The organism is Pantoea sp. ABR1s, assembly GCF_057812235.1.
On sequence record NZ_CM173823.1, the window covers coordinates 2,820,538 to 2,843,288 of the forward strand.

23 protein-coding genes and 1 pseudogene are annotated in these 22,751 nt (G+C 57.8%); 6 read left to right on the forward strand and 18 right to left on the reverse strand.

The window, feature by feature from the left end; all coding sequences use genetic code 11:
• Position 1 precedes the first annotated feature (1 nt).
• Both hutU and ACXKZD_RS13275 read left to right on the forward strand, forming a co-directional pair.
• A complete protein-coding gene (gene hutU, locus ACXKZD_RS13270) occupies positions 2–1,687 on the forward strand; it encodes a urocanate hydratase (protein ID WP_010254290.1) in 1,686 nt (561 codons plus the stop codon).
• 200 nt (positions 1,688–1,887) lie between these two features.
• A complete protein-coding gene (locus ACXKZD_RS13275; protein ID WP_010254287.1) occupies positions 1,888–3,045 on the forward strand; it encodes a M20 aminoacylase family protein in 1,158 nt (385 codons plus the stop codon).
• Between the two features lies 1 nt (position 3,046).
• Here ACXKZD_RS13275 and ybiB read toward each other — a convergent pair whose 3' ends face one another.
• From ybiB to ACXKZD_RS13295, 4 genes are all read right to left on the reverse strand, one after another.
• The gene (ybiB, locus tag ACXKZD_RS13280) at positions 3,047–4,015 is read right to left on the reverse strand and encodes a DNA-binding protein YbiB (RefSeq protein WP_010254284.1); all 969 of its coding nucleotides are present in this window, start codon (positions 4,013–4,015) and stop codon (positions 3,047–3,049) included.
• A gap of 26 nt (positions 4,016–4,041) precedes the next feature.
• Positions 4,042–6,210 carry an ATP-dependent DNA helicase DinG gene (dinG, locus tag ACXKZD_RS13285; protein WP_033767358.1) on the reverse strand — a complete coding sequence of 723 codons (2,169 nt, stop codon included), beginning with the start codon at positions 6,208–6,210 and terminating at the stop codon, positions 4,042–4,044.
• 191 nt (positions 6,211–6,401) lie between these two features.
• Positions 6,402–6,920, reverse strand: coding sequence for a GNAT family N-acetyltransferase (locus ACXKZD_RS13290; RefSeq protein ID WP_033757074.1), 519 nt, complete (start codon positions 6,918–6,920; stop codon positions 6,402–6,404).
• Positions 6,917–7,480: a helix-turn-helix domain-containing protein gene (locus ACXKZD_RS13295; RefSeq protein ID WP_488981666.1), complete on the reverse strand. Its 564-nt coding sequence runs from the start codon at positions 7,478–7,480 to the stop codon at positions 6,917–6,919. Before ACXKZD_RS13295 ends, ACXKZD_RS13290 begins: the two co-directional genes overlap by 4 nt.
• Positions 7,481–7,629: 149 nt before the next feature.
• Here ACXKZD_RS13295 and ACXKZD_RS13300 point away from each other — a divergent pair, with 149 nt between their 5' ends.
• Both ACXKZD_RS13300 and ACXKZD_RS13305 read left to right on the forward strand, forming a co-directional pair.
• Positions 7,630–8,364 (forward strand): MerR family transcriptional regulator, encoded by a 735-nt coding sequence (locus ACXKZD_RS13300; protein ID WP_010254274.1) that lies wholly within the window; start codon positions 7,630–7,632, stop codon positions 8,362–8,364.
• A gap of 87 nt (positions 8,365–8,451) precedes the next feature.
• Positions 8,452–8,559, forward strand: coding sequence for a hypothetical protein (locus tag ACXKZD_RS13305; protein ID WP_010254271.1), 108 nt, complete (start codon positions 8,452–8,454; stop codon positions 8,557–8,559).
• Here ACXKZD_RS13305 and ACXKZD_RS13310 read toward each other — a convergent pair.
• From ACXKZD_RS13310 to osmF, 4 genes are read right to left on the reverse strand one after another with little or no spacing between them, the layout of a single operon-like run.
• On the reverse strand, positions 8,540–9,271 hold the full coding sequence (locus ACXKZD_RS13310; protein WP_010669716.1) for an ABC transporter permease: 732 nt from the start codon (positions 9,269–9,271) through the stop codon (positions 8,540–8,542). The genes ACXKZD_RS13305 and ACXKZD_RS13310 overlap by 20 nt on opposite strands.
• Positions 9,259–10,206 (reverse strand): ABC transporter ATP-binding protein, encoded by a 948-nt coding sequence (locus ACXKZD_RS13315; RefSeq protein WP_010254263.1) that lies wholly within the window; start codon positions 10,204–10,206, stop codon positions 9,259–9,261. Before ACXKZD_RS13315 ends, ACXKZD_RS13310 begins: the two co-directional genes overlap by 13 nt.
• Complete coding sequence (locus ACXKZD_RS13320) at positions 10,199–11,374, reverse strand: ABC transporter permease (RefSeq protein WP_488981667.1); 1,176 nt, start codon at positions 11,372–11,374, stop codon at positions 10,199–10,201. Before ACXKZD_RS13320 ends, ACXKZD_RS13315 begins: the two co-directional genes overlap by 8 nt.
• 3 nt (positions 11,375–11,377) lie before the next feature.
• The gene (gene osmF, locus ACXKZD_RS13325; RefSeq protein ID WP_050679471.1) at positions 11,378–12,289 is read right to left on the reverse strand and encodes a glycine betaine ABC transporter substrate-binding protein OsmF; all 912 of its coding nucleotides are present in this window, start codon (positions 12,287–12,289) and stop codon (positions 11,378–11,380) included.
• 306 nt (positions 12,290–12,595) lie between these two features.
• Between osmF and ACXKZD_RS13330 the strand changes: the two genes are divergently transcribed.
• Positions 12,596–14,071: an MFS transporter gene (locus ACXKZD_RS13330; RefSeq protein WP_033785500.1), complete on the forward strand. Its 1,476-nt coding sequence runs from the start codon at positions 12,596–12,598 to the stop codon at positions 14,069–14,071.
• Between the two features lie 124 nt (positions 14,072–14,195).
• Here ACXKZD_RS13330 and idi read toward each other — a convergent pair whose 3' ends face one another.
• The 6 genes from idi to ACXKZD_RS13360 all read right to left on the reverse strand — a co-directional run bounded on the left by idi (position 14,196) and on the right by ACXKZD_RS13360 (position 19,539).
• Positions 14,196–14,738: an isopentenyl-diphosphate Delta-isomerase gene (gene idi, locus ACXKZD_RS13335; RefSeq protein ID WP_050679469.1), complete on the reverse strand. Its 543-nt coding sequence runs from the start codon at positions 14,736–14,738 to the stop codon at positions 14,196–14,198.
• A 146-nt stretch (positions 14,739–14,884) separates the two neighbouring features.
• Positions 14,885–16,780, reverse strand: coding sequence for a methyl-accepting chemotaxis protein (locus ACXKZD_RS13340; RefSeq protein WP_010254242.1), 1,896 nt, complete (start codon positions 16,778–16,780; stop codon positions 14,885–14,887).
• Positions 16,781–16,971: 191 nt separating this feature from the next.
• Positions 16,972–18,081, reverse strand: a complete 1,110-nt coding sequence (locus ACXKZD_RS13345) for a suppressor of fused domain protein (RefSeq protein WP_033779531.1) — start codon at positions 18,079–18,081, stop codon at positions 16,972–16,974.
• Between the two features lie 330 nt (positions 18,082–18,411).
• On the reverse strand, positions 18,412–18,639 hold the full coding sequence (locus ACXKZD_RS13350) for a hypothetical protein (protein ID WP_033766755.1): 228 nt from the start codon (positions 18,637–18,639) through the stop codon (positions 18,412–18,414).
• Positions 18,640–18,641: 2 nt separating this feature from the next.
• Complete coding sequence (locus ACXKZD_RS13355; protein WP_072000444.1) at positions 18,642–19,127, reverse strand: DUF2778 domain-containing protein; 486 nt, start codon at positions 19,125–19,127, stop codon at positions 18,642–18,644.
• A gap of 181 nt (positions 19,128–19,308) precedes the next feature.
• Positions 19,309–19,539: an EexN family lipoprotein gene (locus ACXKZD_RS13360; protein ID WP_033766753.1), complete on the reverse strand. Its 231-nt coding sequence runs from the start codon at positions 19,537–19,539 to the stop codon at positions 19,309–19,311.
• Between the two features lie 184 nt (positions 19,540–19,723).
• Here ACXKZD_RS13360 and ACXKZD_RS13365 point away from each other — a divergent pair.
• Positions 19,724–20,151: pseudogene (locus tag ACXKZD_RS13365) on the forward strand (YceI family protein); the annotation flags it as partial.
• Between the two features lie 32 nt (positions 20,152–20,183).
• On the opposite strand, the gene ACXKZD_RS13370 reads toward ACXKZD_RS13365, so the two are convergent.
• From ACXKZD_RS13370 to ACXKZD_RS13385, 4 genes are read right to left on the reverse strand one after another with little or no spacing between them, the layout of a single operon-like run.
• On the reverse strand, positions 20,184–20,996 hold the full coding sequence (locus ACXKZD_RS13370; protein WP_312546316.1) for an anti-sigma factor family protein: 813 nt from the start codon (positions 20,994–20,996) through the stop codon (positions 20,184–20,186).
• Positions 20,993–21,550: a sigma-70 family RNA polymerase sigma factor gene (locus tag ACXKZD_RS13375; RefSeq protein ID WP_312546318.1), complete on the reverse strand. Its 558-nt coding sequence runs from the start codon at positions 21,548–21,550 to the stop codon at positions 20,993–20,995. Before ACXKZD_RS13375 ends, ACXKZD_RS13370 begins: the two co-directional genes overlap by 4 nt.
• Positions 21,531–22,082 carry a tetratricopeptide repeat protein gene (locus ACXKZD_RS13380; protein ID WP_312546320.1) on the reverse strand — a complete coding sequence of 184 codons (552 nt, stop codon included), beginning with the start codon at positions 22,080–22,082 and terminating at the stop codon, positions 21,531–21,533. The genes ACXKZD_RS13375 and ACXKZD_RS13380 overlap by 20 nt, the downstream gene beginning before the upstream one ends.
• 13 nt (positions 22,083–22,095) lie before the next feature.
• Entirely contained in the window at positions 22,096–22,674 is a 579-nt protein-coding gene (locus ACXKZD_RS13385; RefSeq protein ID WP_488981668.1) for a cytochrome b, read from the reverse strand.
• Positions 22,675–22,751: the final 77 nt, after the last annotated feature.

The following is a 22,751-nucleotide window of genomic DNA, read 5'->3' on the forward strand; positions in this document are numbered from 1 at the left end:
CATGAGCGAAACTCTTTCTCAGGCTGTGGCACGTGAAATTCGCGCGCCTCACGGTACCACGCTGCACTGCGCCAACTGGCTGATTGAAGCCGCTTACCGCATGATTCAGAACAACCTCGATCCCGATGTTGCCGAGCGGCCGGAAGATCTGGTGGTTTATGGCGGCATCGGTAAGGCGGCGCGTAACTGGGAGTGCTTCGAGCAGATCCTGCGTTCGCTGCGGGCACTGCAGCCGGATGAAACCCTGCTGATCCAGAGCGGCAAGCCGGTCGGCATCTTCCGCACCCATGCGGATGCACCCCGCGTACTGCTGGCAAACTCCAATCTGGTGCCGCACTGGGCGACCTGGGATCACTTCCATGAGCTGGATAAAGCGGGCCTGATGATGTATGGCCAGATGACCGCCGGTTCCTGGATCTATATCGGCGCGCAGGGCATCGTGCAGGGCACCTACGAAACCTTCGTGGAAGCGGGACGTCAGCACTACAACAACGACCTCAGCGGACGCTGGATCCTCACCGCCGGACTGGGCGGCATGGGCGGCGCACAACCGCTGGCGGGCGTTCTGGCCGGGGCCTGTGTGCTGGCGATTGAGTGTCAGGAGTCGCGCATCGATTTCCGCCTGCGTACCCGCTATGTAGATTACAAAGCCACCACGCTGGATGAAGCGCTGGCGTTAATCAGCGAAGCGACCGCGGCGAAAAAAGCGATTTCGGTCGGGCTGCTGGGCAATGCCGCCGAGATCCTGCCGGAGCTGGTGAAACGCGCCCGGGCGGGCGGGCCAAAACCGGATATCGTGACCGATCAGACCTCGGCACACGATCCAATTAATGGCTATCTGCCGGCTGGCTGGGATCTGGCGCGCTGGCAGCAGGAACGCGTCTCACAGCCGAAGGCAGTGGAGAAAGCGGCGCGTGCATCAATGGCGGTCCACGTGCAGGCGATGCTCGACTTCTGTCATATGGGCATCCCGACCGTGGATTACGGCAACAATATCCGTCAGGTAGCGCTGGATGAGGGTGTCAGCAACGCCTTCGATTTCCCTGGCTTTGTACCGGCCTACATCCGTCCGCTGTTCTGCGAAGGAAAAGGCCCGTTCCGCTGGGTGGCGCTGTCCGGCGATCCGGAAGATATCTACAAGACCGACGCAAAACTCAAAGAACTGTTCCCGCATCACAAAACGCTGCATCGCTGGCTGGATATGGCGCAGGAGCGCATCGCCTTCCAGGGACTACCAGCACGTATCTGCTGGCTGGGACTGGGCGAAAGGCATCTTGCCGGTCTGGCGTTCAATGAAATGGTGCGCAACGGCGAGCTGAAAGCGCCGGTGGTGATTGGCCGCGACCATCTCGACTGCGGCTCGGTTGCCTCACCTAACCGTGAAACCGAAGCGATGAAGGATGGCTCGGATGCGATCTCAGACTGGCCGCTACTTAACGCGCTGCTGAATACCGCAGGCGGTGCGACCTGGGTCAGCCTGCATCATGGCGGCGGTGTTGGCATGGGCTTCTCGCAGCACGCCGGTATGGTGATTGTCTGTGACGGCAGCAAAGAGGCGGATGCGCGTCTGGGTCGGGTATTGTGGAATGACCCGGCCACCGGCGTGATGCGTCATGCCGACGCGGGTTATGAGCTGGCACAAAGTTGCGCGGCAGAGCATGACCTGAATCTGCCGATGCAGAAGTAATACGCTGAACGGGGCGGGCAGCGGCTTGCCCCGTTTTCTTCGCATTTTTCCCTTCTGAAGCCCTGCCCGGACATCACTTCCTTATTACTTATTCCATTTTGATTTAGCCTATAGCCAGATTTCGTCCTGCCGGCGATAGACGCAGCGCCACCCGACCTCTAAAGTGAAATCTTCTCATTCTGTATGGAGCGCGACTCTGCATGACCCTTTCCCCTGCCCTGCTTGAAGATGCCCTGCGCTGGCGCCGTGAGTTTCATCGCCACCCCGAATTAGGTTACCAGGAACAGCAAACCAGCCAGTTTATCGCTGATGAGTTAGAGCGGGCGGGATTGCAGGTGTTTCGTGGTCTGGCGGGCACCGGCGTGATCGGCACGCTGGAAAACGGTCCCGGCCCGGTTATCGGGCTGCGTGCGGATATGGATGCGCTGCCGATTACGGAAAAAGGCGACACTGAATGGCGCTCCGCCACTCCTGGCGTGATGCACGCCTGCGGGCACGACGGTCACAGCGCCATTCTGCTGGCCGCCGCCCGACAGCTGGCCGCCACACGCCAGTTCAGCGGCACGGTACATTTCATTTTTCAGCCTGCCGAAGAGAACCTGGGCGGTGCGCGCAAAATGGTGGAAGAGGGACTGTTCCAGCGCTTCCCGATGGATGCGATCTATGCGATGCACAACTGGCCGGGCCTGCCGCTGGGGTCACTGGCGGTTAACCCTGGCGCCATGATGGCGTCGCTGGATTCGTTTGAGATTACTCTGCACGGCAAAAGCTGCCACGCGGCGATGCCGGAAAGCGGTGCCGACCCAATGGTGGTGGCGGCTGAGCTGATTCTGGCGCTGCAGACGATTCCGTCACGTCGCCTCTCGCCGCTTGCCTCGGCGGTGGTCAGCGTGACGCAGATCCACGGTGGCGAAGCGATCAACGTGATCCCGGAACAGATTGTGCTGCGCGGCACGGTGCGCTGCCTGCAGACCAGCGTGCGCGAAAAAGTGCGCGGGCTGATTGATGAGTTTGTCGCTACCCTGCCACGTCCGTTTGGCGTCAGCGGTGAGATTGAGTGGTTACCGGGCTATCCGGTGACCGCCAACCATGCGGCCCCGGCTGAGCAGGTACGCGAGGTGGCGCTGGCGACGCTGGGGGCCGAACAGGTTCAGTGGCAGGTTAATCCGTCGATGGCGTCTGAAGATTTTGCCTGCATGATGGAGGCCTGTCCGGGTGCTTACTTCTGGCTGGGCGCGGATGGCGACACGCCTTCCGCCCCGCTGCACAACGCCCGCTATGACTTCAACGACGCGCTGCTGCCAATTGGCATTACTTTCTGGCAGAACCTGGTTGAACAGGCGCTGCCAGCAGCCTGAGTCAGTAACCGGCGGCGAGGATCTGCTGCTCTGCCGCCGCCAGCGAGTCGCACTGGCCGCTGGCGCGCAGGCAGCAGGCGAGTTGAAGTCGCAGTGATGCGGGCACCGGCCGCTGCTGATTCAGCACCTGCTCAATCCAGCGCGCGGTTACCTCTGCCGTCTTATCGGCCGGCAGTTCAACGGCCACTTCGGGCTGACGCTCAACCCACACTTCCGCTTCCGCGCCTGCGCCCTGAATCATGCTGATCGCCGGGCAGCGCTGTGGATTGGCATAGACTTCCCCTTCGGTGCCATTGAGCAGTATCGCAGGCGCATCGATGTCACTGAAGAATTTCGCCACACGCGGCACATACTCCGGATGCGACACGCTCGACAGCCGCAGCGCCGCACGTTCGGCAAACGGGGTCGCCAGTTTTGCCAGCGTATGCGCGCTGTTACGCACGCCCATTCGCCAGCGCAGCGACAGCTGTTTCGCCATTGGCGGGCAGAGATGATCGATGGTGATAAAGGCGAGTTCGCCCTGATCGAGTTTTGCCTGCGCCGCCTCTGCGGTGGTGACGGGGGTAATACCCAGCGCGGCAAACACCGCTTCACTGGTGATGCGCGTCGCGTCGTCGCTGACGCCATGCACCAGCACCGGGAAGCCAAGTTTTACCAGCAACAGCGCCAGCAACGGCGTGAGATTGCCCTGCCGACGCGCACCGTTGTAGCTGGGGATCACAACCGGCATCGGGCGGTTTTCCGGCGCCTGCAGTTGCATCATCTGCGCCTGCATCGCCTGATAAAAGCCGCGCATTTCCGCTTCGCCTTCGCCTTTAATACGCAGCGCAATCAGAATGCCGCCCAGCTCCAGGTCCGGCACCTCGCCCGCCAGCATCGCGCCATAGAGCGCCACGGCAGTATCAAAGTCGATATCGCGGGCATGATTTTTACCGCGACCAATCTCTTTAATGATTTTATTCAGTTCCATCACTCGCTTCCGGTTAAGTGCGCGGCTCAGCGCCGCGTGGGACGTCGTTTACGCACCGTATTTTTTGGCACCACGGTGGCCGGTATCGCTGCCGGCTCTGGCGTTTCCGGCTGCTCAATCGGGAAGATCGGCAGCGCCGCTAATAGCCGGCTGCCGTAGGATTTGCTCAGCAGACGGCGGTCGTAAATGACGATTTCGCCATAACATTGATGGCTGCGAATCAGGCGTCCGACCTGTTGAATCAGGGTAAAAGAGGCGCTGGGTAAGCTCTGTACCTCAAACGGATAGCGTTTAAGGCTTTTCAGCCACTCGCCTTCGGTCAAAATTACCGGACTGTCTACCGGGGGAAAAGCGATTTTGTGGATATGCACCTGACTCAGCAGATCGCCTTTGAGATCCAGCCCTTCGGCAAACGACTGCAGGCCAATCAGGATGCTGGTTTCCCCTTTGGCGACGCGCTGACGATGCAGATCGACCAGGCGGCTGCGCGGCTGATCGCCCTGAACCAGCATTGAGAGGCGCAGGTCGGGCAGACAGGCGACAAACTGCTGCATCGCCCGGTTGCTGGCAAACAGCACCAGCACGCCTTTGTGCTTTTTCTCCGCCATCTGCTGCCGGAAGAAACCGGCCATCTCCGCGATATGCTCCGCTTCATGCGTCATCAGCGGCTCATAGCGCATCTGCGGGATCACCAGCTTGCCCTGCTCCACGTGGTTAAACGGGGAGTCCAGCGCCACAAATCGGTCGCCCGCCTTCTCGCTGAGTCCCGACATCTCCTGCAGGCGGTTGAAACTGTTAAGCGATCGCAGCGTGGCGGAGGTCACGACCACGTGCGGAATTTTACGCCACAGCATCTTCTCCAGCTGGTCGCTGACGCGGATGCCAGCGCAGTGAAACAGCAGGTGCGCCTGACCTTCGCGCAGCTCACGGGTGATCCACTTCGATACCGGCGCGCCAGAGGCTTTTTCCATCGCCGCCAGCCGCCACAGTTTGCTGACCGATTCGAACCAGCCAAACTGGCGATTGAGCTGCAGCAGATTGCGATGCAGTCGCACCACATCCACCTTGCCGGTCTGCTCGCTCAGCGCATTAATCAAACCTTCACTCAGGCCGCGCAGCGCATCGCTGAGCTTAAAGAGCCGGGCGCAGAGATCCAGCAACTCCTGCGGCAACGCGCCCAGCACAAAGCGGAATTCGCCCGGCTGGTTATGCGGTGGCAGCAGCGGATTCAGCGCCTGAGCGGTAATCGTCAGCAGTTCGCGCAGCTCATCGCAGTGCGCTTTCAGCCGCTCCGGGTTAGCCAGCGGCGGCGGTGATTTTGGCCGCATCTGCGTCATGATGCTCTCCACCAGCTTGATAAAGAGGTCGAGCTGCAGGCTGCTCCAGCCCGGCGTGATGTCGGCGCTCATCTCCAGCGCATCGCGGGCCACTTCCGGCAGGTGATGCCCTTCATCCAGCACCAGCATCAGGTTTTTTGCCGGTGGCAGCACCGACTCATTCTCCATTGCTGCCATGACCAGCGCATGGTTCGCCACCACTACATCGACCTGCTCGATTTCGCGCCGCGCCACAAAGAACGGGCATTCACGATACCAGCGACAGTGTGCGCCAAGGCAGCTCGCTTTGTCGGTGGAGAGCCGCTGCCACAGGCTGTCGCTGACGTTCTCGTCGCTGTGGTCGCGCAGGCCATCCCACTGATAGCGATCCAGCGATTTCTGCAACCGGCCACACTGCGTCTGCTCCTCTTTAGTGCTGCTGACGGCGTCATCGTCCAGATAAAGCAGCAGATCGCCCTGCTCATCGTCATCGGCCGCCATCGCCGCCAGATTACGCGGACAGACATAGCGCCCGCGGCCAAAGGCGGCAGTAAAGGTGAGATCGGGAATGATTTTTTTCAGCAGCGGCAGATCTTTGGTGAAGATTTGATCCTGCAGCGCCACGTTGGCGGTGCTGATCACCAGCCGCTTCTCCTGGGCGCGGCTGGCCGCGATGCCCGGGATCAGATAAGAGAGGGTTTTGCCCACGCCGGTTGGCGCTTCAACCGCCAGATGGCGCGAATCGTCGCCCGCCAGGCATTTCGCCACTTCGGCGATCATCTGGCGCTGCGGCGCACGTGGGATGAAGTCAGGCACCTGCTCCTGAAGCGCTTTATACCATTGCGCTATCTGGCTTTTTACTGCGGCTGTCAGGGCCATGATTTGCGTTACCACACCGAAAATATGGCCTGTATTTTTACACAGTATCCTGTTGGCGTCAGCTTTCGCACCGAATTTTTCGTGCGACGTCGTAAATTTCAGCAGTTGCCCGTTTCAGGGCCGTGCGGGCAGCCCGTCAACCCGGGCCGGTCCGGCACGAAGAAAGGCCAGCCGCATGAGCTAGCGGCTGGCTACGCCAGCACTTTGTACATATAGGTGGTGGCATCCAGCACGCCCGCGGTGGATTCGGCATAAAACGGGATCGACCCCGCCACCTGCCAGCCCAGCGAGCGATAGAGATCGCTGGCGACATCGCCGCTGCGCGTATCCAGCACCAGCAGCGTTTTGCCCTGCGCACGGGCCTGCTGCTCAGCGCGCTGCATCAGCTCACGCGCGATGCCCTGACGGCGCGCCTGCGGATGCACCAGCAGTTTGCTGATCTCCGCCCGGTGTCGGCCATTAGGCATCGCGCTGCCACTGAGAATGACCGTGCCCACGATGCGACCGTGCTGCCGCGCAACGAATAGTTCGCTGTCCCCATCTGCCAGACCGGCGATCCGCTGCTGCCAGAATCGCGTTATCACCTCTTCGTCTTCAGCATCAATAAAGCCGACGCTGGCTTCGTCTGCCACACAGGCCTGCAGCACCTCCGTCAGTTCACCCAGTTGCGGTTGCGCTTCGTCGGCGCGAAGTATTGTGTAATCGATCATGGTTTCGCCACCACCAGTAAATAGCGCGCGCCGTCAGTCAGGTGCGCCTCAAAAGCCGATTTCCCGACCAGATGAAAACGTAAGCAATCACCGGGCTTCAGCGCCCACTGCTGCGCCCCCATCGTGACGGTGAGGCCGCCTTCGCGTAGCCAGATATGCTGCTCCAGCCCCTGAATGGGTGGCGCATCGTAATCTATACGTGCACCAGGCCGTAATCTGCCCTCAACCAGTTCGCATCGGAAATGAACCGCAGGGGGTGAGACATTCCGGCGAATAAATCCGCTGGATTCATCCTGCCACACGGGCTGCTGGTCATCTCTGATCAGCAAACTGGACTCCTCCTCCACTTCACTGAGCAGGCGCGACATCGTTAATCCGTAGGCAACACATAGACGGTTAAGCAGCGCAGCAGTAGGGCTGGTCTCGCTTCGCTCAATGCGCGATAATGACGCACGACTGATGCCCGTTGCGACAGCAAGTTCATCCAGCGACCAGCCGCGTTGCAGGCGTAATTCTGCCAGCCTCACCGCCAGTCGTTGCTCCGTATTCAGCTCTGACATGGTGATTTCTCATATTTGGGAATAATTCTCTTATATGAGATATAACGGAGAAACGGCGTATCAGTCAAGTTGTACATCGAGAAATGTATTGTACAACTTAGTCGGCTTCGTTATGGTAATTGCACTCAGACCAATCGAAAGAGGAATTTATGACCTTATACAGTATCGGTGACGTCGCCGAGCGCTGTGGCATAAACCCAGTCACCCTGCGCGCCTGGCAGCGTCGTTATGGCTTACTGAAGCCGCAACGTACCGAAGGCGGACATCGTCAGTTTGACGAAGAAGATGTTCATCGCATCGAAGAAATTATGCGCTGGATTGAAAGCGGCGTGCCGGTCGGTAAAGTTAAGGCACTGCTGGAAGGTGGCGATGTAGATGCCCATGACGGCTGGACCACACTCCAGGATGAGCTGATCAGCGTCCTGCGTCATGTCAGACCCGCTAAACTTCGTAATAAAATTGCCGCGATTGGTCGCGAACATCCGATTGATGCGCTGATCGACCATGTTTTTATGCCGGTGCGCCAGAAGCTGAGTCTGGACCAGAACACCGCCCGCACCATGTGCAGTCTGCTGGATGGTTTGCTGATCGATTATGTCGCGTTCTGCCTGACCGGCAGCCGCAAAAAATCGGGTAAAGATGCGCTGATTATTGGCTGGGGTATCGACGATCGTACCCGCATCTGGCTGGAAGGCTGGCGTCTGTCGCAGCATGGCTGGCGGATTGATGTGCTGGCAGAACCGCTGGATTTACCGCGTCCTGAACTCTTTCCCGGCATGAATATGTTTGTCTTTACCGGTAAAAAACTGACCCGCCGCCAGCAGGAACAGCTGTCACACTGGCAGGAACAGGGCTATGCCGTGCGGTTGCACGATCCCGCCTGATAACAAAAACGCACGCCGGGCACTTTGCCTGCTGCCTTGCGCGCGCTATTATCCCCGCCTCACTGTTAACGAGCTCAGGTTTTACCCATGAACTGTAAAAAAGCTTTCTTCGCCACGCTGTTTTTTATTATGGCGGCAGGTGGCACCGGCGGTCTGATGCTGGTGGGATACTCTCTCATCGTTCACTCACGCTAAGCCAGCGCTGCAGGCGTTCAAACAGGCGATCGCTGACTATCGCCAGCAGCGCCACCAGTAATGCCCCCTGAATGACATAGGCTGTATTAAAGCCGCTTAAGCCGATAATCACCGGCGATCCCAGACTTTTCGCGCCGACCGTCGAGGCGATGGCAGCGGTGCCGATGTTGATGATCACCGAGGTGCGTATCCCGGCGATGATGACCGGCGCAGCCAGCGCCAGCTCAATCTGCCACAGTCGCTGCCAGCTACTCATGCCGACCCCGATGGCGATCTCCCGACTGCTGGCCGGTACGCTATCAATACCCGCCAGCGTCCCCTGTAAAATCGGCAGCAATCCGTAGAGCAGCAGCGCCACGACTGCGGGCCAGGCGCCAAATCCCATCACCGGCACCGCAATCGCCAGCACTGCCACCGGCGGAATCGTCTGCCCTGCCGCCACAATGGTTTCCATCAGCGGCCGGAAGGCCCGCCCCGCCCGCCGCGTCACCAGCACACCACTGCCAATGCCAATCACAATCGCCAGCAGGCTGGCGGTGATCACCAGAAACAGATGCGCCAGCGTCAGCTGCCAGAAGCTCTCCTGCTGATAGAGAGGCCGCGCCAGTTCGGGAAACCAGCGGTGAAACAGCGGCCCGCTGTAAGGCATCAGGGTCAGCAGCGCGCCGTAGAACAGCACCAGCCACAGCAGCGGATCCCTTAGCCTGCGCATGTTAAATCCTCGCGCAGTTGCAGCAGATCGCCAAAGTGGAGCACGCCCAGCGGCCGCTGCTGATCGTCAATGACCGGCAGTTTATCGGTACGCCGGGCGATAAACTGCGACAGGGCATCGCGCAGCGTCAGTGCCGCAGCGATCGGTTCGCCCGGCAGCCACTCGCCGCGCCGCACGGCATTACCAACCTGCTCCAGCGACAGCAGCCGTACTCCCATTTCGCTGCGGCCAAAGAAGTCGCGCACAAAATCATTTTTCGGCTGGGTCAGCAGCTCCACCGGCCTGCCCTGCTGAACAATCTCGCCGTTATCCATCAGCACAATACGGTCCGCCAGCGTCAGCGCTTCGTCGATGTCGTGCGTCACCAGCACGATGGTGCGGCCCGACAGTTGATGAATGCGCAACATCTCCTGTTGCAGCACCCCGCGCGTCACCGGGTCGAGTGCACCAAACGGCTCATCCATCAGTAACACTTCCGGATCCGCCGCCAGCGCCCGCGCCACGCCGATGCGCTGCTGCTGCCCACCCGAGAGCTGATGCGGATAGCGGTCCAGCAGCTGCGCATCGAGATTCAGCAGCGCCAGCAGCGCCGTGATACGTTCATTGACCTGTGCCCGGGGCCAGCCCAGTAGCACTGGCACCGTGGCGATATTCTTCCGCACCGTCCAGTGCGGAAACAGACCAATTGACTGAATGGCGTAACCCATGCGCCGCCGCAGCGTGCGGGCATCGAGCTGGCGAATCGACTCTCCGGCAAAGCGGATTTCACCACTGTCAAACTCCACCAGCCGGTTGATCATCTTCAGGGTGGTCGATTTGCCCGAACCGGAGGTGCCAAGCAGCACGCAAAATTCCCCTTTCGCCACCTGTAACGACAGATCTTTCACCGCCGCTTTACCGTTAAACGCGCGGGAAACGCCGTCAAACTCAATCATCTTTTCTCTCCAGCAGTGAGATCAGCAGGCGGAACAGCGCATCGATGACCACCGCCAGCGCAATCACTGGGATCACCCCCAGCAACACCAAATCAAGCGCACTGCTTAGCAGTCCCTGGAAAATAATCGCGCCAAAGCCGCCCGCGCCAATCAGCGCCGCAACCACCGCCATGCCCAGCGTCTGCACCACCACTACCCGCAGGCCCGCCAGCCAGACCGGCAGCGCCAGCGGCACATCCACCGCAATAAACTGCTGCCAGCCACTCATGCCGACGCCACGTGCACTCTCACGCACCTCGTGCGGCACCTGTTGCAGCCCCACCACCACGCTGCGCACCAGCGGCAACAGGGCGTAAAGCACCAGCGCGATCAGCGCCGGAGCCATCCCAATGCCGCTGATGCCCCAGTCGCCGAGCCACTGAAACTGCTGAGCCAGTCCGGCCAGCGGCGCAATCAGCAGACCAAACAGCGCCACCGAGGGCACAGTCTGAATCACATTCAGCACGCCGAACACCCCGCCCTGCCAGCCAGGCCGCCGGAACAGCGTGACGCCCAGCGGCAGCGCAATCATCAGCGCAGGCAGCACCGTACCCGCCAGCAGGGTGAGATGACGGCTCAGCGCGGCATCAAACACCGCGTGGCGGTTGGCATACTCTTTCAGCAGGGAGAGATCGCTGAGCTGGCCACTGAACAGCAGCAAAAGCGGCAACAGCCAGACCTGCAGATTGAGCAGCAGCTGTGCCAGCCGATGGCGGGTCAGTTGCCGCACCTGATCGGTGATCAGCAGCAGAATCAGCGCGCCGCTGCACCACAATCCGCTGGCAAAGCTGGTGCGCGCCAGTCGGCTGCCCTGCTGGCTGAGTAAAGTGGCCTGATGACCGCTGAGCCAGATGATCGCCGCCAGCATCAGTTCTGCCGCCAGCAGCGCCAGCATCAGCGTGATGCGGGTCGGATGCCGCCACAGCAGCAGCCACAGCGTCAACAGCGGCAGCAGCAACAGCCCGAAGCGGCTAATCTGCCAGCCCATCAGCGGTTCACCCGCCACCAGACGGTTCGGGGCGAAGTTCAGAAACGGCAATGCCACCAGCGCCAGAGTCAGCAGCGTCAGCAGCAGCAGTGCCACCGGCTGCTCAACCGGACGGCGTATCGCTTCCCGCGATATCTGCATCGGTTACAGCAGCTTTTTCTGCTGCAGCCATTCGGTCGCTACGCTGCTGGCATCCTGACCATCGACCGCGATTCTGGCGTTGAGCTGTTGCAGCGTCTTCTCGTCAAGCGCGCTGAACACCGGCTTCAGCCACTCTGCAATCTCTGGATAGGCTTTGAGTACCGATTCACGGATCACCGGCGTCGGCGCATAAATCGGCTGAACCCCTTTAGGATCGCTGAGCGTCTGCAGACCTAATGCCGCTACCGGACCGTCGGTGCCGTACGCCATCGCCGCGTTTACGCCGGAAGTCTGCTGTGCCGCTGCGCTGATGGTGACAGCGGTATCGCCGCCAGCCAGCGACAGCAGCTGGTCCTGCTTGAGGTCAAAGCCATAGGCTTTTTCAAAGGCGGGTAAGGCATCGCTGCGTTCAATAAATTCTGCTGAGGCCGCCAGTTTGAAAGTGCCGCCTTTTTTCAGCCAGGCGCTGAGATCCGCCAGAGAATTGAGCTGATTTTTTTCAGCCAGATCTTTTCGCACAGCGATGGTCCAGGTGTTATTAGCCGGAGCGGGTGTCAGCCAGACCAGATGGTTTTTCTCCGCATCCAGCTTCTTCACTTTCTCGTAGCCTTCGGCGGCATTTTTCCAGGCGCTGTCTTTCTCATCATTGAAGAAAAATGCACCGTTGCCGGTATATTCCGGATAAATATCAAGTTCGCCCGCCGTGATGGCACCGCGCACCACCTGCGTGGTGCCGAGCTGAATTTTATTGACGGTTTTTACCCCATGCTTTTCCAGCACCTGAAGGATCACATTGCCCAGCAGTGATCCTTCGGTATCAATTTTTGAGCCGACCCGCACCGGGTCTGCCGCCTGTGCTATCCCCATGCTGAGCAGCAAAGCGCTGACGCCCATCCAACCCCGAATTCTGACCATGGCTTTTTCCTTATCGCAGTGTGTTGTTTTTACGTTTTGTTCGTGCGTGATGATTAACAAGGCGTTGTGCGCCTGCGCGTTCAGGCTGCCCTCCTGCCACTCTGCGGGAGGCTGGCAAGGCGTGCAGCGGAAATTATCTGCCTTAAAAGCGTAGCCTGGCGCAGCGGCGATGCAGCTGACTTTATCGCAAATTGATAACGATTTGAGATTATAAATTCATCTCATATAACCTAAATGAATTTACGTCTGGGCGTCTAAACGGCTATTCTCGGAAATCTGTTTTTATAATAAAAGACGCACAACATCATGTCCGACCTGACCTCTTCCGCCCATGTGGCAACAGCAGGGAGTTCGCCCGGTGGCGAAACACAGTGGATCCGCAGCGCAGCTGACGTCTCCCGATTAGTGAACAGTGGCGACAGCGCCCGTAATAATGCCCGCATTGTGGTGGCGATTGCGCTGGGGGGCGTCTTCCTTGACGCTTACGACCTGGGTGCGCTGGCCTTTGGCATCAAAGACATCACGCGCGAATTCAATCTCACCCCGACCGGCACCGGCATGGTCGCCTCGGCAATCACCTTCGGGGCCATTATCGGCGCACTGATCGGCGGCTATCTCACGGATAAAATTGGCCGTTATCGGGTGTTTATGGCCGATATGTTCTTTTTCGTGGTGGCGGCTATCGCCTGTGCGTTTGCCCCCAATGAGTACGTGCTGGCCGGCGCGCGTTTTGTGATGGGCCTGGGAGTCGGAATCGATCTGCCGGTGGCGATGGCGTTTCTGGCGGAGTTTTCCAGACTACGTGGCAAGGGAAATAAAGCGGCCAGCGTGGCGATGTGGTGCCCAACCTGGTATGCGGCAATCAGCATCTCTTATCTGCTGGTGCTCTTGCTCTATGCCGTGTTACCCGAAAGCCACACCGACTGGCTCTGGCGTCTAATCCTTGGTTTTGGTGCCGTTCCGGCGATTATCATCATCGCCATCCGTAGCCGTTACATGAGCGAATCCCCGGTTTGGGCGGCGAATCAGGGCGACCTGAAAGGTGCCGCGGCGATTTTACGCAGTGCGTGGAGTATTAATGCTCAGGTGGCGCCCGACGCCGCGCTGACGCCTGCCACGCCGGTGCGCAAGGCGAGCTGGCGTAACTATGGTGCGCTGTTACAGGGTGTCTATCGCCGCCGTACCCTGCTGGCGACCATCACTTCCATTGCCTCATCTTTTGCTTATAACGCGGTGGCGTTTGGCTTGCCGGTGATCATCTCCAGCTTCTTTGCCCAGTCAATGCTTACCACCATTCTGGTGTCGCTGGCGCTGAATCTGCTGTTTGCCTTTGTCGGCGGGATACTGGCGGTGCGACTGGTGCCGCGCCTCGGGGCGTGGAAGATGTCGGTGGCGGGTTATGCCTGTCAGTGCGTGGCGCTGCTCGGGCTGGCGCTGATTGGTCGTCCGGAAGGCGGCCAGGAAGCCGCGCTGGCGATCGGCATGCTGGCGCTGTTCCTCTTTGGACAGGGATTCGGGCCTGGCTCCCATACCATGACTTTTGCGTCGCTGAGCTACCCGACGTCGCTGCGCGGCGTGGGTGTCGGCTTTAATCAGACGCTGATGCGCGGCAGCTCTACCGTTTCGCTGTTTCTGTTTCCGGTGCTGGTCGCGGCGCTGGGCACCGGCGTGTTCTGGGTGATCTTCCTGGCACCACTGGCGGGCCTGCTGGCGCTGCTGGCGATCCGCTGGGAACCGTCGGGTTATGATGTGGATGCGGAAGATTTCGAGCTGCAGCGATAATCAACGCTCAGGGCGTGGATAGCGCGCAGGCTCAGGGAGCAAACGGGCTTATAACCCTGGCGCATTGTTTACCCCGGCCCGACTTCTCCGGCCAGCATTGAAACCGCACCTTAGTGCGGTTTTTTTATGCGGTGACTTCCGGGAAAGGAAACTGCTCCAGATAGTCCGGGATGCGCGGGAAGGTATGCAAAAACCACGGTGTGAACTGCTGTGGCTGCTGCTGCATCTGCTGCTCAATCAGCGCCATCGGGCGATAATCCCAGGCATCCGCTTCCTGCGGATTCAGCTGCGGCAGGCTGTCGCAGACGGCAAAGAAGACGTGACCATACTCATGTTCAGTCAGGCCATTGCTCAGTTTCAGGTTGTAGCTCAGCTCAAACACCGGCGTCAGCGTCACCACCATCCCCATCTCTTCACGCAGGCGGCGCTCGGCGGCGTCGCGGGTTGATTCATGGGGATAAGGATGACCACAGCAGGTATTACTCCACAAGCCACCACAATGATATTTATCGCTGGCACGCCGTTGTAGCAACAGCTCCTGCCGGGAATTGAAGACGTAGACCGTCACCGCGCGGTGCAGTAATCCTTTTTCATGCACTTCCAGCTTTTCCATCTTGCCGGTGGGACGATCGAGGTGGTCAACGAGGATAACTTCAATAGCAGACATGGCGTTTCCTTGAGATTATTCCCAACTATTCTGGCACAGAATTATCGGTTTGGGCGGATCATCGAGGATTTTTTACCCGGGTCAGGCGGAGATAAGCGGATGAAGCAGAGAGAAAATCAGGCCAGCAGGGCTGGCCTGGAGAGGGATTACAGTCGGAAGCTCTGAACCACCCGCTCAAGCTGGGTGCTTTGCGATTCCATCGCCTGCGCGGCAGCAGAAACCTGCTCCACCAGCACGGCGTTCTGCTGTGTGGTGCCATCCAGTTGGGTAATCGCAACGTTAACCTGTTCGATGCCCAGGCTCTGTTCGCGGCTGGCTGACATGATTTCACTCATCAGCGTGGTCACACTGCTCACGCCCTTCATCAGCTCATCCATGGTCTGACCCGCCTGCTCGACCAGCGCGCTGCCGGTATCGATGTTCGCCACCGACTCTTCGATTAACTTTTTAATCTCACGCGCCGAGTTGGCTGAACGCTGTGCCAGGTTACGCACTTCCGATGCCACCACCGCAAAACCGCGACCCTGTTCACCGGCGCGTGCAGCTTCTACCGCGGCGTTCAGCGCCAGGATATTGGTCTGGAATGCGATGCTGTCGATCACGCTGATGATATCGACCACTTTACGGGATGAGTGATGAATCTCGCCCATGGTGGTGACCACCTGACGGACCACTTCGGTGCCACGTGCGGCCACCTGCGAGGCATCACCCGCCAGCTGGTTAGCGTGGGTGGCGTTGTCGGCGTTCTGACGCACGGTGCCGGTCAGTTGCTCCATCGACGCGGCCGTTTCCACAATCGAGCTGGCCTGATCTTCGGTACGGGAAGAGAGATTAGCGTTGCCGCTGGCAATTTCACGCGACGCGGCGGTGATCGCCAGCGCGCTGTCGCCCACCTGCTGGAGCAGCCCCTGCAGATAGCTGATGAACTGGTTAAAGCTCTGCGCGACGGCGTTGAACTCCGGGCTGTTGCTGGCTGGCAGACGCTGAGTCAGATCCGCACCACCGGTCGACAGCGCTTCGATATTGCTGTTCAGCACGTTGAGGCGTTTCATCATGGCGCGGACAAAGCCCAGCGACACCAGCAGCAGGATTACCGCCAGAGGGATCTGCACCAGACCCAGGCGGGTCAGCATGTTATGCGACTGCGCTTTCAGCAGGCTGGTTGGCAGGCTGCTGGCGAGATACCACGGGCTGCCAGGAATGGCCTGCACGAACAGCGTCTGCTCGCCTTCACTACTGTCATAGGTGGTTTCCAGCGGCTGATTGCCAACACCGTTAAGTAGCGTTTTCAGCGGTGCTGCCATCGGCATCTGCACGTCAGCCAGGTTCTCCAGCTTCGGTGCAGCATTCACCAGCGCGCCATTGCCCACGACTTTACCGTCGGCTTCGACGATCAGGACGTTGCCCTGAATGGTTTCACCCATCTGCTTCGCCAGCTGGTTAAAGAACCCCAGCGTCACGTCGATGGTGGCGACTCCCCACGCCGTGCCGTTTTTGTAGATGGCCATAGCGCAGTTGGTGCGCGGCTGCGGGCTGGCGGCATCCTGATAGGCTTTTGCCCAGGCACACTGGCCTTTCGGAGCGGCCATGCCATCTTTGTACCAGGGTTGCTCCCAGTATTTGTCAGCCGCGTCGGAGTTCCAGTAGGTGTTCACCTGCAGTTCATTGCTGGCATTACGGGCAAAGAAGCTGCTGTCCTTCTCTTTGGCCGGATCACGACGGTTTGGCAGTGGCCAGATCCCGCCGCCAAACACATTGCTGTCCTGATACTGGTTAACCAGCGTCGGTAACAGGGTGTCGATGGTGGCGCTCTCCATAACGGATGCGGCTTCGGTAATGGCGCGCTGCTGGGCCTGAACGCGGTTCATCTGTTCAACGATACCGGAAGCCAGCGAATCTACCTGATAGCGAACCAGACGGCTTTCGCTATCGACCAGCTGTGGCGCGACAAACTGATTAATAACCCAGACTGTAACGAGTAAAAGCGCAACAAAGAACGCGATCATTGTTGCGGTGAAGCGGGATTGTGTTGTTTTAAACATCTTTGTTCCCCTGAACCTGGTGCGGCGCGATTGCCTGATCGGGTTTAACGGCACGGCAAACAGGAACTTGAGATGAGCAGGATCACATATTTGAGAAATGTTTGATTTATGTAAAAATTTAATTTCATAGAGAAACTATCACATCCCCGGCGGGCGCCGGGGAATGGGCGAACAGGCGCATTATTGCTGGCCTACTCTTCTGAACTGACGACCTGCTGGCGCGGACGGAAGATGTGATTATTGCCATCCGCCGTTAACAATTCCCGTAACTTCTGACCGCCATGTTCATCCGCCTGCGCGAACTGGCGCTCCGCTTCCGTAATCGGCGTGGTCCAGAGCAGAGTCGGGCGATCGCCGTCACGTTTTGGCAGCGAGAACTGCGCCTGATCGGTTGCCAGCTCATTGGCGAGCAGGAAGCTTTCAAAGCCGACCGGTGCCACTTCGGACGCCAGCGTATGGCCCTCGCCCAGCCAGGTCAGCCGCGCCCAAGGCAGATGCACGAACTCCGCCAGCGCGCTGGCCATCTGCACCGCGTTGCCTTCGGTCATGACTTCACCGTCAACCGCCATGCCGAGTTCAATGCGGCGATACTGCGGCGCCAGCTCATCAAACAGATAATCGACCTGCGGCATCGGCCGGATGCTCATGCCGATGGTCAGGAAATACCAGACGCCCTGATGCCAGTGCTGGGAGATTGCCATCGGCGGCCAGCTGCCCTGATCGATAGCGTAATATTTCACTGACTCGCCAAAGCGCGCCTGATAGCAGGCCATCAGATCGTTCTGCACCTTATCCCACTCGCTGCCGTCGTGCCATTCGCGCCAGAACTGACGCTGATGCTCCGCACGGGCGTAGTAGTCATTGGTTGATGCCGACCCCAGCGGTGCCGTCAGCCGGTTCTTTTTGATGCAGCCTGCAGAGAAGCTCACCTGCTTCTCCTGATAGAGGCTCCAGCCGGGGATCACCGCCAGCAGCTGGCCGTAATACCACAGCGCCGCGCCATCATCGCTCGGCTCCCATAGCACCTGCAGACCGGCTGGATCCAGCGCGGGTTCCGCTTCCAGATTACGGCAATACTCGGCGCTGAGCAGCGGCGCTATGCCCTGCTCCATCGCCTCGCGATCTTCCTGCGCCGGTGCCGGCAGCAGGTTTCGTAGCCAGCAGCCGCGTACCGCATACTGGCTGCGGAACAGGTCGGTTGGCCAGATGTAAAAATAGGCAGTGCGCTCATCCTGTTCGACAATGGCGGTCAGGGTGCGCTGCTGATTGTGGACTTCAGCAATCAGGGATTTGTACGTCATAGTGCCTCGACAAAGCCTGGAGGAATCCATTTTCCCCGAGAATAGAGCAGGATCCTGGCTGCGGCTATCTGAGACAAGGGTAATAGTCTCAAAGTGTGGGAGTTGGAGGGGTGGTGAAGAGTACAGCAGGCGCAATTGGCGGGAGCAGAGGCCCATCTGGCAGCATACTCATACCATCACGGTCTGATAATGCTCTTACAGTAACGGGTGGATGCAGCGAAGGAGCGCGATGCACTGCCCCATAAAGTTAACCGGATACGGTGTTGATTGTAGCGTTCACTATGGTTAGCAGACTGACTTCTCTAATCCATGGTACTCATATCGTCCTGTTTAATGCTTTTTGAAAAAAGCTTTCAGCACCCATAAAAGCGCAACAGACATAATGACAGAAATAAGGATGTTGGCTGAGAGTACAAAGTCGATGGTTGCCTCATCGCCATTAATATTGAAAAATCCTGCGATGGCATAAAAGAATGTTACCGGCACTATGACAGCAATAGCTTTTGAAATAGCAATCGCGCAAAAAACAAATAGAAAAATAGTTAAAATAAAGCGCATCGTTAGTATACCTTTACCGTTCCATAGGCTTTGAGCTGGCTGCCCGGGATGTTAAGCGTTGGGCCAGATTTAAGGAACATGTCGCGCATGTAATTGAACTGAAGAGGATGTTGAAGTGTGATGCAGCCTTCACTCAGCCCTAATGGCCCAATAGGGTGCAGACGGAAATTGCCCCGCCTGATGCCTTGTACAAACGTGTAGTCATCGATTTTTCCATCGTCACGAAATAGTCCAAACCATGTTGAACGATCCGTACCGTATATGTCTTTCAACAAGCGTTCTCTAAACGGCCCCAATCTTCCACCTGAAGGTCGTTCTACAATAAAGTAACGGCCACGAACTATTGGGCCTATATCAGGTACGTTTGTTTTTTCTGGATTATTGCGGCCTTCTTTTTGACCAGAAAAAGCAGGAAATGTACCAATACCAGGGCAGCTCAGGCTGGTCATTTCACGCCGATTGAGAAGTAAATAGCAGCTATATGACATGAGAACTACATTCCTTATGTGCGAATATAGTAGATCCACTTGATTCTAAAAATTAACTATTGCTTTTTGGGAGAACAATGTCAATTGTGCCCGGCATCTGCCTTTGAGTGGCTGACTGGAGGGACGTTACCTGTGCCCGCAGAAGGGCATAAAAAACCGCCAGGCGGCGGCTCGCCTGAATTTACCAACTTTTATTAGGACTCTTTGTAAAAGAGCCGCCGTGGACAGTGGCATCAATCGCATTGCGGCAGTCTTCGGTATCGCGTGGATCAAAGGCTTTCGTGCATTCCTCATATTTAGCTTTGCGCTCCGCGTCATGCGCTTTATACCAATCAATACCCTTCGCGCCAGCATCCCAACCGGTAAGCAGCGTGGTAGCCAGCAAAACCAGTGAAAGCAGTCCTGCTTTCATCAGATTTCCCTTTAAAGAATTAATTGCGACCGCAGTTATAGAGCAGTAGTGCGCCCGAACGAATGAAGCAGGGACTGTCAAAAACAATGTCCGCTATGAGCGAGAAGCGGACATTCGTAGCTATCCAAAAGTAGATGAATGATTTGCTAATAAAGCCGTGTATTCATTTACAGGGAGCAGGTCACTATCGGGTGTGACCGGCGAGGTATCGCTGAATCCGACGAATGAAGTGGATAATCATGTAAAGGTCAGCATTCCGGTCTCCACGCTTATCGCATCAATCTGCTGACGTACCAGTTAAAAAGCAGCATTTATTTTGATGCTTCCCGTTATCCCAATATCGTCTTTACCAGCAGCCGGATCGTGGCGCAGGGCAACGGTCATTTCAGGATTTTTGGTTCATTATCGGTAAAAGACGTTCAGCGGCCGGTGATTCTGGAAGCCACGATGGAAGAGCACGACCGCACTGCGCAGAGCGAGGACAGGATATCGCTGCATGCGATGACAACGATTTCCCGCTCGGCCTACCATATGGATCGGTTTGCCGAGCTAGTCGATGAGAAGGTGATCATCAATATTAATATCTATGCAAAGGCCAGCCACGTGCTGTGAAACGTCTTTACAGCCAGCAGGGCCGCTGGCCGTTAAGCGTTGAGAGATTTTTTCAAGACGTCAGCACTGGCTGACAATTCCACGTCCGGGTTGCGACCAATCAGGACAAACTGGTAGCCGCCATGATGCCACCAGACAAGGCGCATATCATGCCGCTGTTCGCGCTGAAGTCCGGTTGCGGCAGGCTGCTCGTCCGGAGAAATGCACAGCGCCATCGGGCCGTATTCCGCATGGAACCATGCAATCTGTGCAATGGAAGTGCTGTCATAGCGCAGCATGCGCACCATCTTTAATTCTGCATCTGGTAAGGCAAGCTGCTGTGCGTGAAGGCGCAGACCAATGTCCTGCGCTGTCCGCGCCAGGCCATGCTGCAGCGCCGCAGGGGAGTTATCCGTATCAAGCAGGGTTTCTGCGCTGTACAGTGACATGTACTGCGCTTCGAGATCGCGAATTTTCTCGCTCACGCTCAGCGTGGTTTTAGCCGGGCGAACAAGGTAGCCCAGTCCCGATCCGATCACCAGAAAACTCAGCGAGGCCGCAACCAGCGAACGACGACTGACGCCCGATGTGGCGGCAACGGCTGCGGCGGGTACCTGCTCTGGCGCGGCTAACAGCGCGTCGAGCTGGCGCTGCATTTTGGCTTCCGGTGCCTTATCCAGTAAGGGCGCAAAGGCAGCGTCAAAGTCGAGCTGGGTTTTCATCAGTTCATCTACGCGTTCAGCCAGTTTCGGGTCGTTGTCCATCAGCGACTCGAGCCTGCGTGCATCCTCGGGAGTCATTTCGCCATCCTGCCAGGCGATTAAGGCTTCGTCGCTGTAGGGGGGCGAAAAATGCAGCATGTTCATGAGCGTTTATCCTTCGCAGCGGCTCGAGTATCAAATGATTTTGCCAGCGTCAAACGCGCGGTTGCCAGCCTGCTCATAATGGTACCGATGGGCACGGCCAGCGTCTCAGCAGCTTCCTGATAGGTAAATCCTTCGACATACACTAAAAATAATGTGTTGCGCTGGGCTTCTGGCAATGCGCTGACGCGCTGCATGACTTTCTGAAAATGCAGACGTTTATCGTCATGTTCCCGAGTATCGGGGGCCAGCAGTTCATCGCTTTCAACAAAACCCTGTCCCAGCCGTACGCGACGGGCGCGCAGATCGGAAATCCAGATGGAGTGAAGAATCGTGAACAGCCAGCGATCTATCCGGGTACCCGGCGTAAACTGCACGCTCTTTTCGAGCGCGCGAACACAAGTAGACTGAACGAGTTCTTCGGCAACGTCGTGATTTCGTGACAGTACCAGCCCATAGCGCCACAGGCGCGTCAGATGGGCAGCAAGCTGCTGACGAACTTCGCTGGTAGTGATGTGACTGTCCTCATGATACGTATCAGGATTCCGGATGGCCATCAATGGCGGCCTGCAAATCACGATACTCTTCGCATCCTGTACCGCACAGGCTGGATATGGTTTTCAACTGCGCTTTTGCCAGATCGGGACGCCCTTTAATCAGCCACGCCTCGCCCAGATATTCGCGAACCTTCGCATAGCGCGGATTAAGAGCCAGCGAGCGTTGATAATACCTGATACCTTCGTCGGTACGCCCGAGTTTTCGGGTGGCATACCCCCGATAATTCCAGGCTTCAGCAGTATTGGGATGTTTCAGGCTATCCAGAAGGGTAAGCGAGGCCTGATAATCGCCTTTCTTCGCCAGATGATAGGCATAGTTCGTCTTGTCTTCGTCACTCAGGCGCGCAGTCTTGTCAGGAACGCACTGTTTAGTCTTACTGTCGTAAACCTGTCCACGCGGACAGTCTGGAATTTTACTGTTGGCGCTGTCATCGCCCGCGGCCAGTGCCGGGGTAGCATGGACAACAAACAGCAGGGTCGGAACCAGCAGCTTACGGCCTGTGGCACGAAGCAGTGAAGAAGTGTTTTTCATGGTAGTGCTCCAGTTAACGGTAGGTACGACCGGGCAGCATGCGGCACAGCACGTTATCGCGTAAAAAATAGTGGTGGATCAGGGCGGCCAGCGCATGGAGCGAGGCCAGAATAATCAGCGCCCATGCGACATTGTTGTGTAATTCACCCAGGGTATGTTTGAGCAGGGGATCGACATGCACCAATCTGGTCAGATCGAAAAGACCAAAAAAGCGAAAGGGTTCCTGTTGCGCCCAGCGAAACATAAAGCCCAGCACAATTTGTGTGAACAGCAGCAGATACAGCGCACCGTGAACGCAGTGCGAAAAGAATTTTGCCGGGCGGGAAATTTCGGCTGCCGGCATCGCGTACTGAGGTGAGCGTTGGCTCATCAGCCGCCAGACAGGCCGAATTACCATCACCAGTGCCAGGATGATCCCGCAGGAAATATGAACCGATTGTAATCCCTTCCGGAGCGGAGTCCCGCGCTCCAGCAATTCCCAGATGTGCGCACTGGCAAACAAAAGGATGACGCTGACAGCGGTAATCCAGTGCAGTACCAGTGTCATTCCATCGTAGCGCTGTCGTTTTTTTTTGGGTTCTGTTTGAATCATGGTTTGCTGTCTCTCAGTCAGGTTTATGACGAGTGAACGTATGTGTGCGGATTTTTATTCGATTTTTTTTACATGCC

Coding starts and splice junctions, on each gene's coding strand:
- ACXKZD_RS13370 (WP_312546316.1), bottom strand. CDS start 20,996: ATGAACATGCTGCATTTTTCGCCCCCCTACAGCGACGAAGCCTTAATC.
- ACXKZD_RS13290 (WP_033757074.1), bottom strand. CDS start 6,920: ATGATCGATTACACAATACTTCGCGCCGACGAAGCGCAACCGCAACTG.
- dinG (WP_033767358.1), bottom strand. CDS start 6,210: ATGGCCCTGACAGCCGCAGTAAAAAGCCAGATAGCGCAATGGTATAAA.
- ACXKZD_RS13315 (WP_010254263.1), bottom strand. CDS start 10,206: ATGATTGAGTTTGACGGCGTTTCCCGCGCGTTTAACGGTAAAGCGGCG.
- ACXKZD_RS13350 (WP_033766755.1), bottom strand. CDS start 18,639: ATGCGCTTTATTTTAACTATTTTTCTATTTGTTTTTTGCGCGATTGCT.
- ACXKZD_RS13355 (WP_072000444.1), bottom strand. CDS start 19,127: ATGTCATATAGCTGCTATTTACTTCTCAATCGGCGTGAAATGACCAGC.
- ACXKZD_RS13320 (WP_488981667.1), bottom strand. CDS start 11,374: ATGCAGATATCGCGGGAAGCGATACGCCGTCCGGTTGAGCAGCCGGTG.
- ACXKZD_RS13275 (WP_010254287.1), top strand. CDS start 1,888: ATGACCCTTTCCCCTGCCCTGCTTGAAGATGCCCTGCGCTGGCGCCGT.
- ACXKZD_RS13360 (WP_033766753.1), bottom strand. CDS start 19,539: ATGAAAGCAGGACTGCTTTCACTGGTTTTGCTGGCTACCACGCTGCTT.
- ACXKZD_RS13380 (WP_312546320.1), bottom strand. CDS start 22,082: ATGAAAAACACTTCTTCACTGCTTCGTGCCACAGGCCGTAAGCTGCTG.
- ACXKZD_RS13310 (WP_010669716.1), bottom strand. CDS start 9,271: ATGCGCAGGCTAAGGGATCCGCTGCTGTGGCTGGTGCTGTTCTACGGC.
- ACXKZD_RS13375 (WP_312546318.1), bottom strand. CDS start 21,550: ATGGCCATCCGGAATCCTGATACGTATCATGAGGACAGTCACATCACT.
- ACXKZD_RS13385 (WP_488981668.1), bottom strand. CDS start 22,674: ATGATTCAAACAGAACCCAAAAAAAAACGACAGCGCTACGATGGAATG.
- ACXKZD_RS13295 (WP_488981666.1), bottom strand. CDS start 7,480: ATGTCAGAGCTGAATACGGAGCAACGACTGGCGGTGAGGCTGGCAGAA.
- ACXKZD_RS13300 (WP_010254274.1), top strand. CDS start 7,630: ATGACCTTATACAGTATCGGTGACGTCGCCGAGCGCTGTGGCATAAAC.
- ACXKZD_RS13345 (WP_033779531.1), bottom strand. CDS start 18,081: ATGACGTACAAATCCCTGATTGCTGAAGTCCACAATCAGCAGCGCACC.
- ybiB (WP_010254284.1), bottom strand. CDS start 4,015: ATGGAACTGAATAAAATCATTAAAGAGATTGGTCGCGGTAAAAATCAT.
- hutU (WP_010254290.1), top strand. CDS start 2: ATGAGCGAAACTCTTTCTCAGGCTGTGGCACGTGAAATTCGCGCGCCT.
- ACXKZD_RS13340 (WP_010254242.1), bottom strand. CDS start 16,780: ATGTTTAAAACAACACAATCCCGCTTCACCGCAACAATGATCGCGTTC.
- ACXKZD_RS13305 (WP_010254271.1), top strand. CDS start 8,452: ATGAACTGTAAAAAAGCTTTCTTCGCCACGCTGTTTTTTATTATGGCG.
- idi (WP_050679469.1), bottom strand. CDS start 14,738: ATGTCTGCTATTGAAGTTATCCTCGTTGACCACCTCGATCGTCCCACC.
- ACXKZD_RS13330 (WP_033785500.1), top strand. CDS start 12,596: ATGTCCGACCTGACCTCTTCCGCCCATGTGGCAACAGCAGGGAGTTCG.
- osmF (WP_050679471.1), bottom strand. CDS start 12,289: ATGGTCAGAATTCGGGGTTGGATGGGCGTCAGCGCTTTGCTGCTCAGC.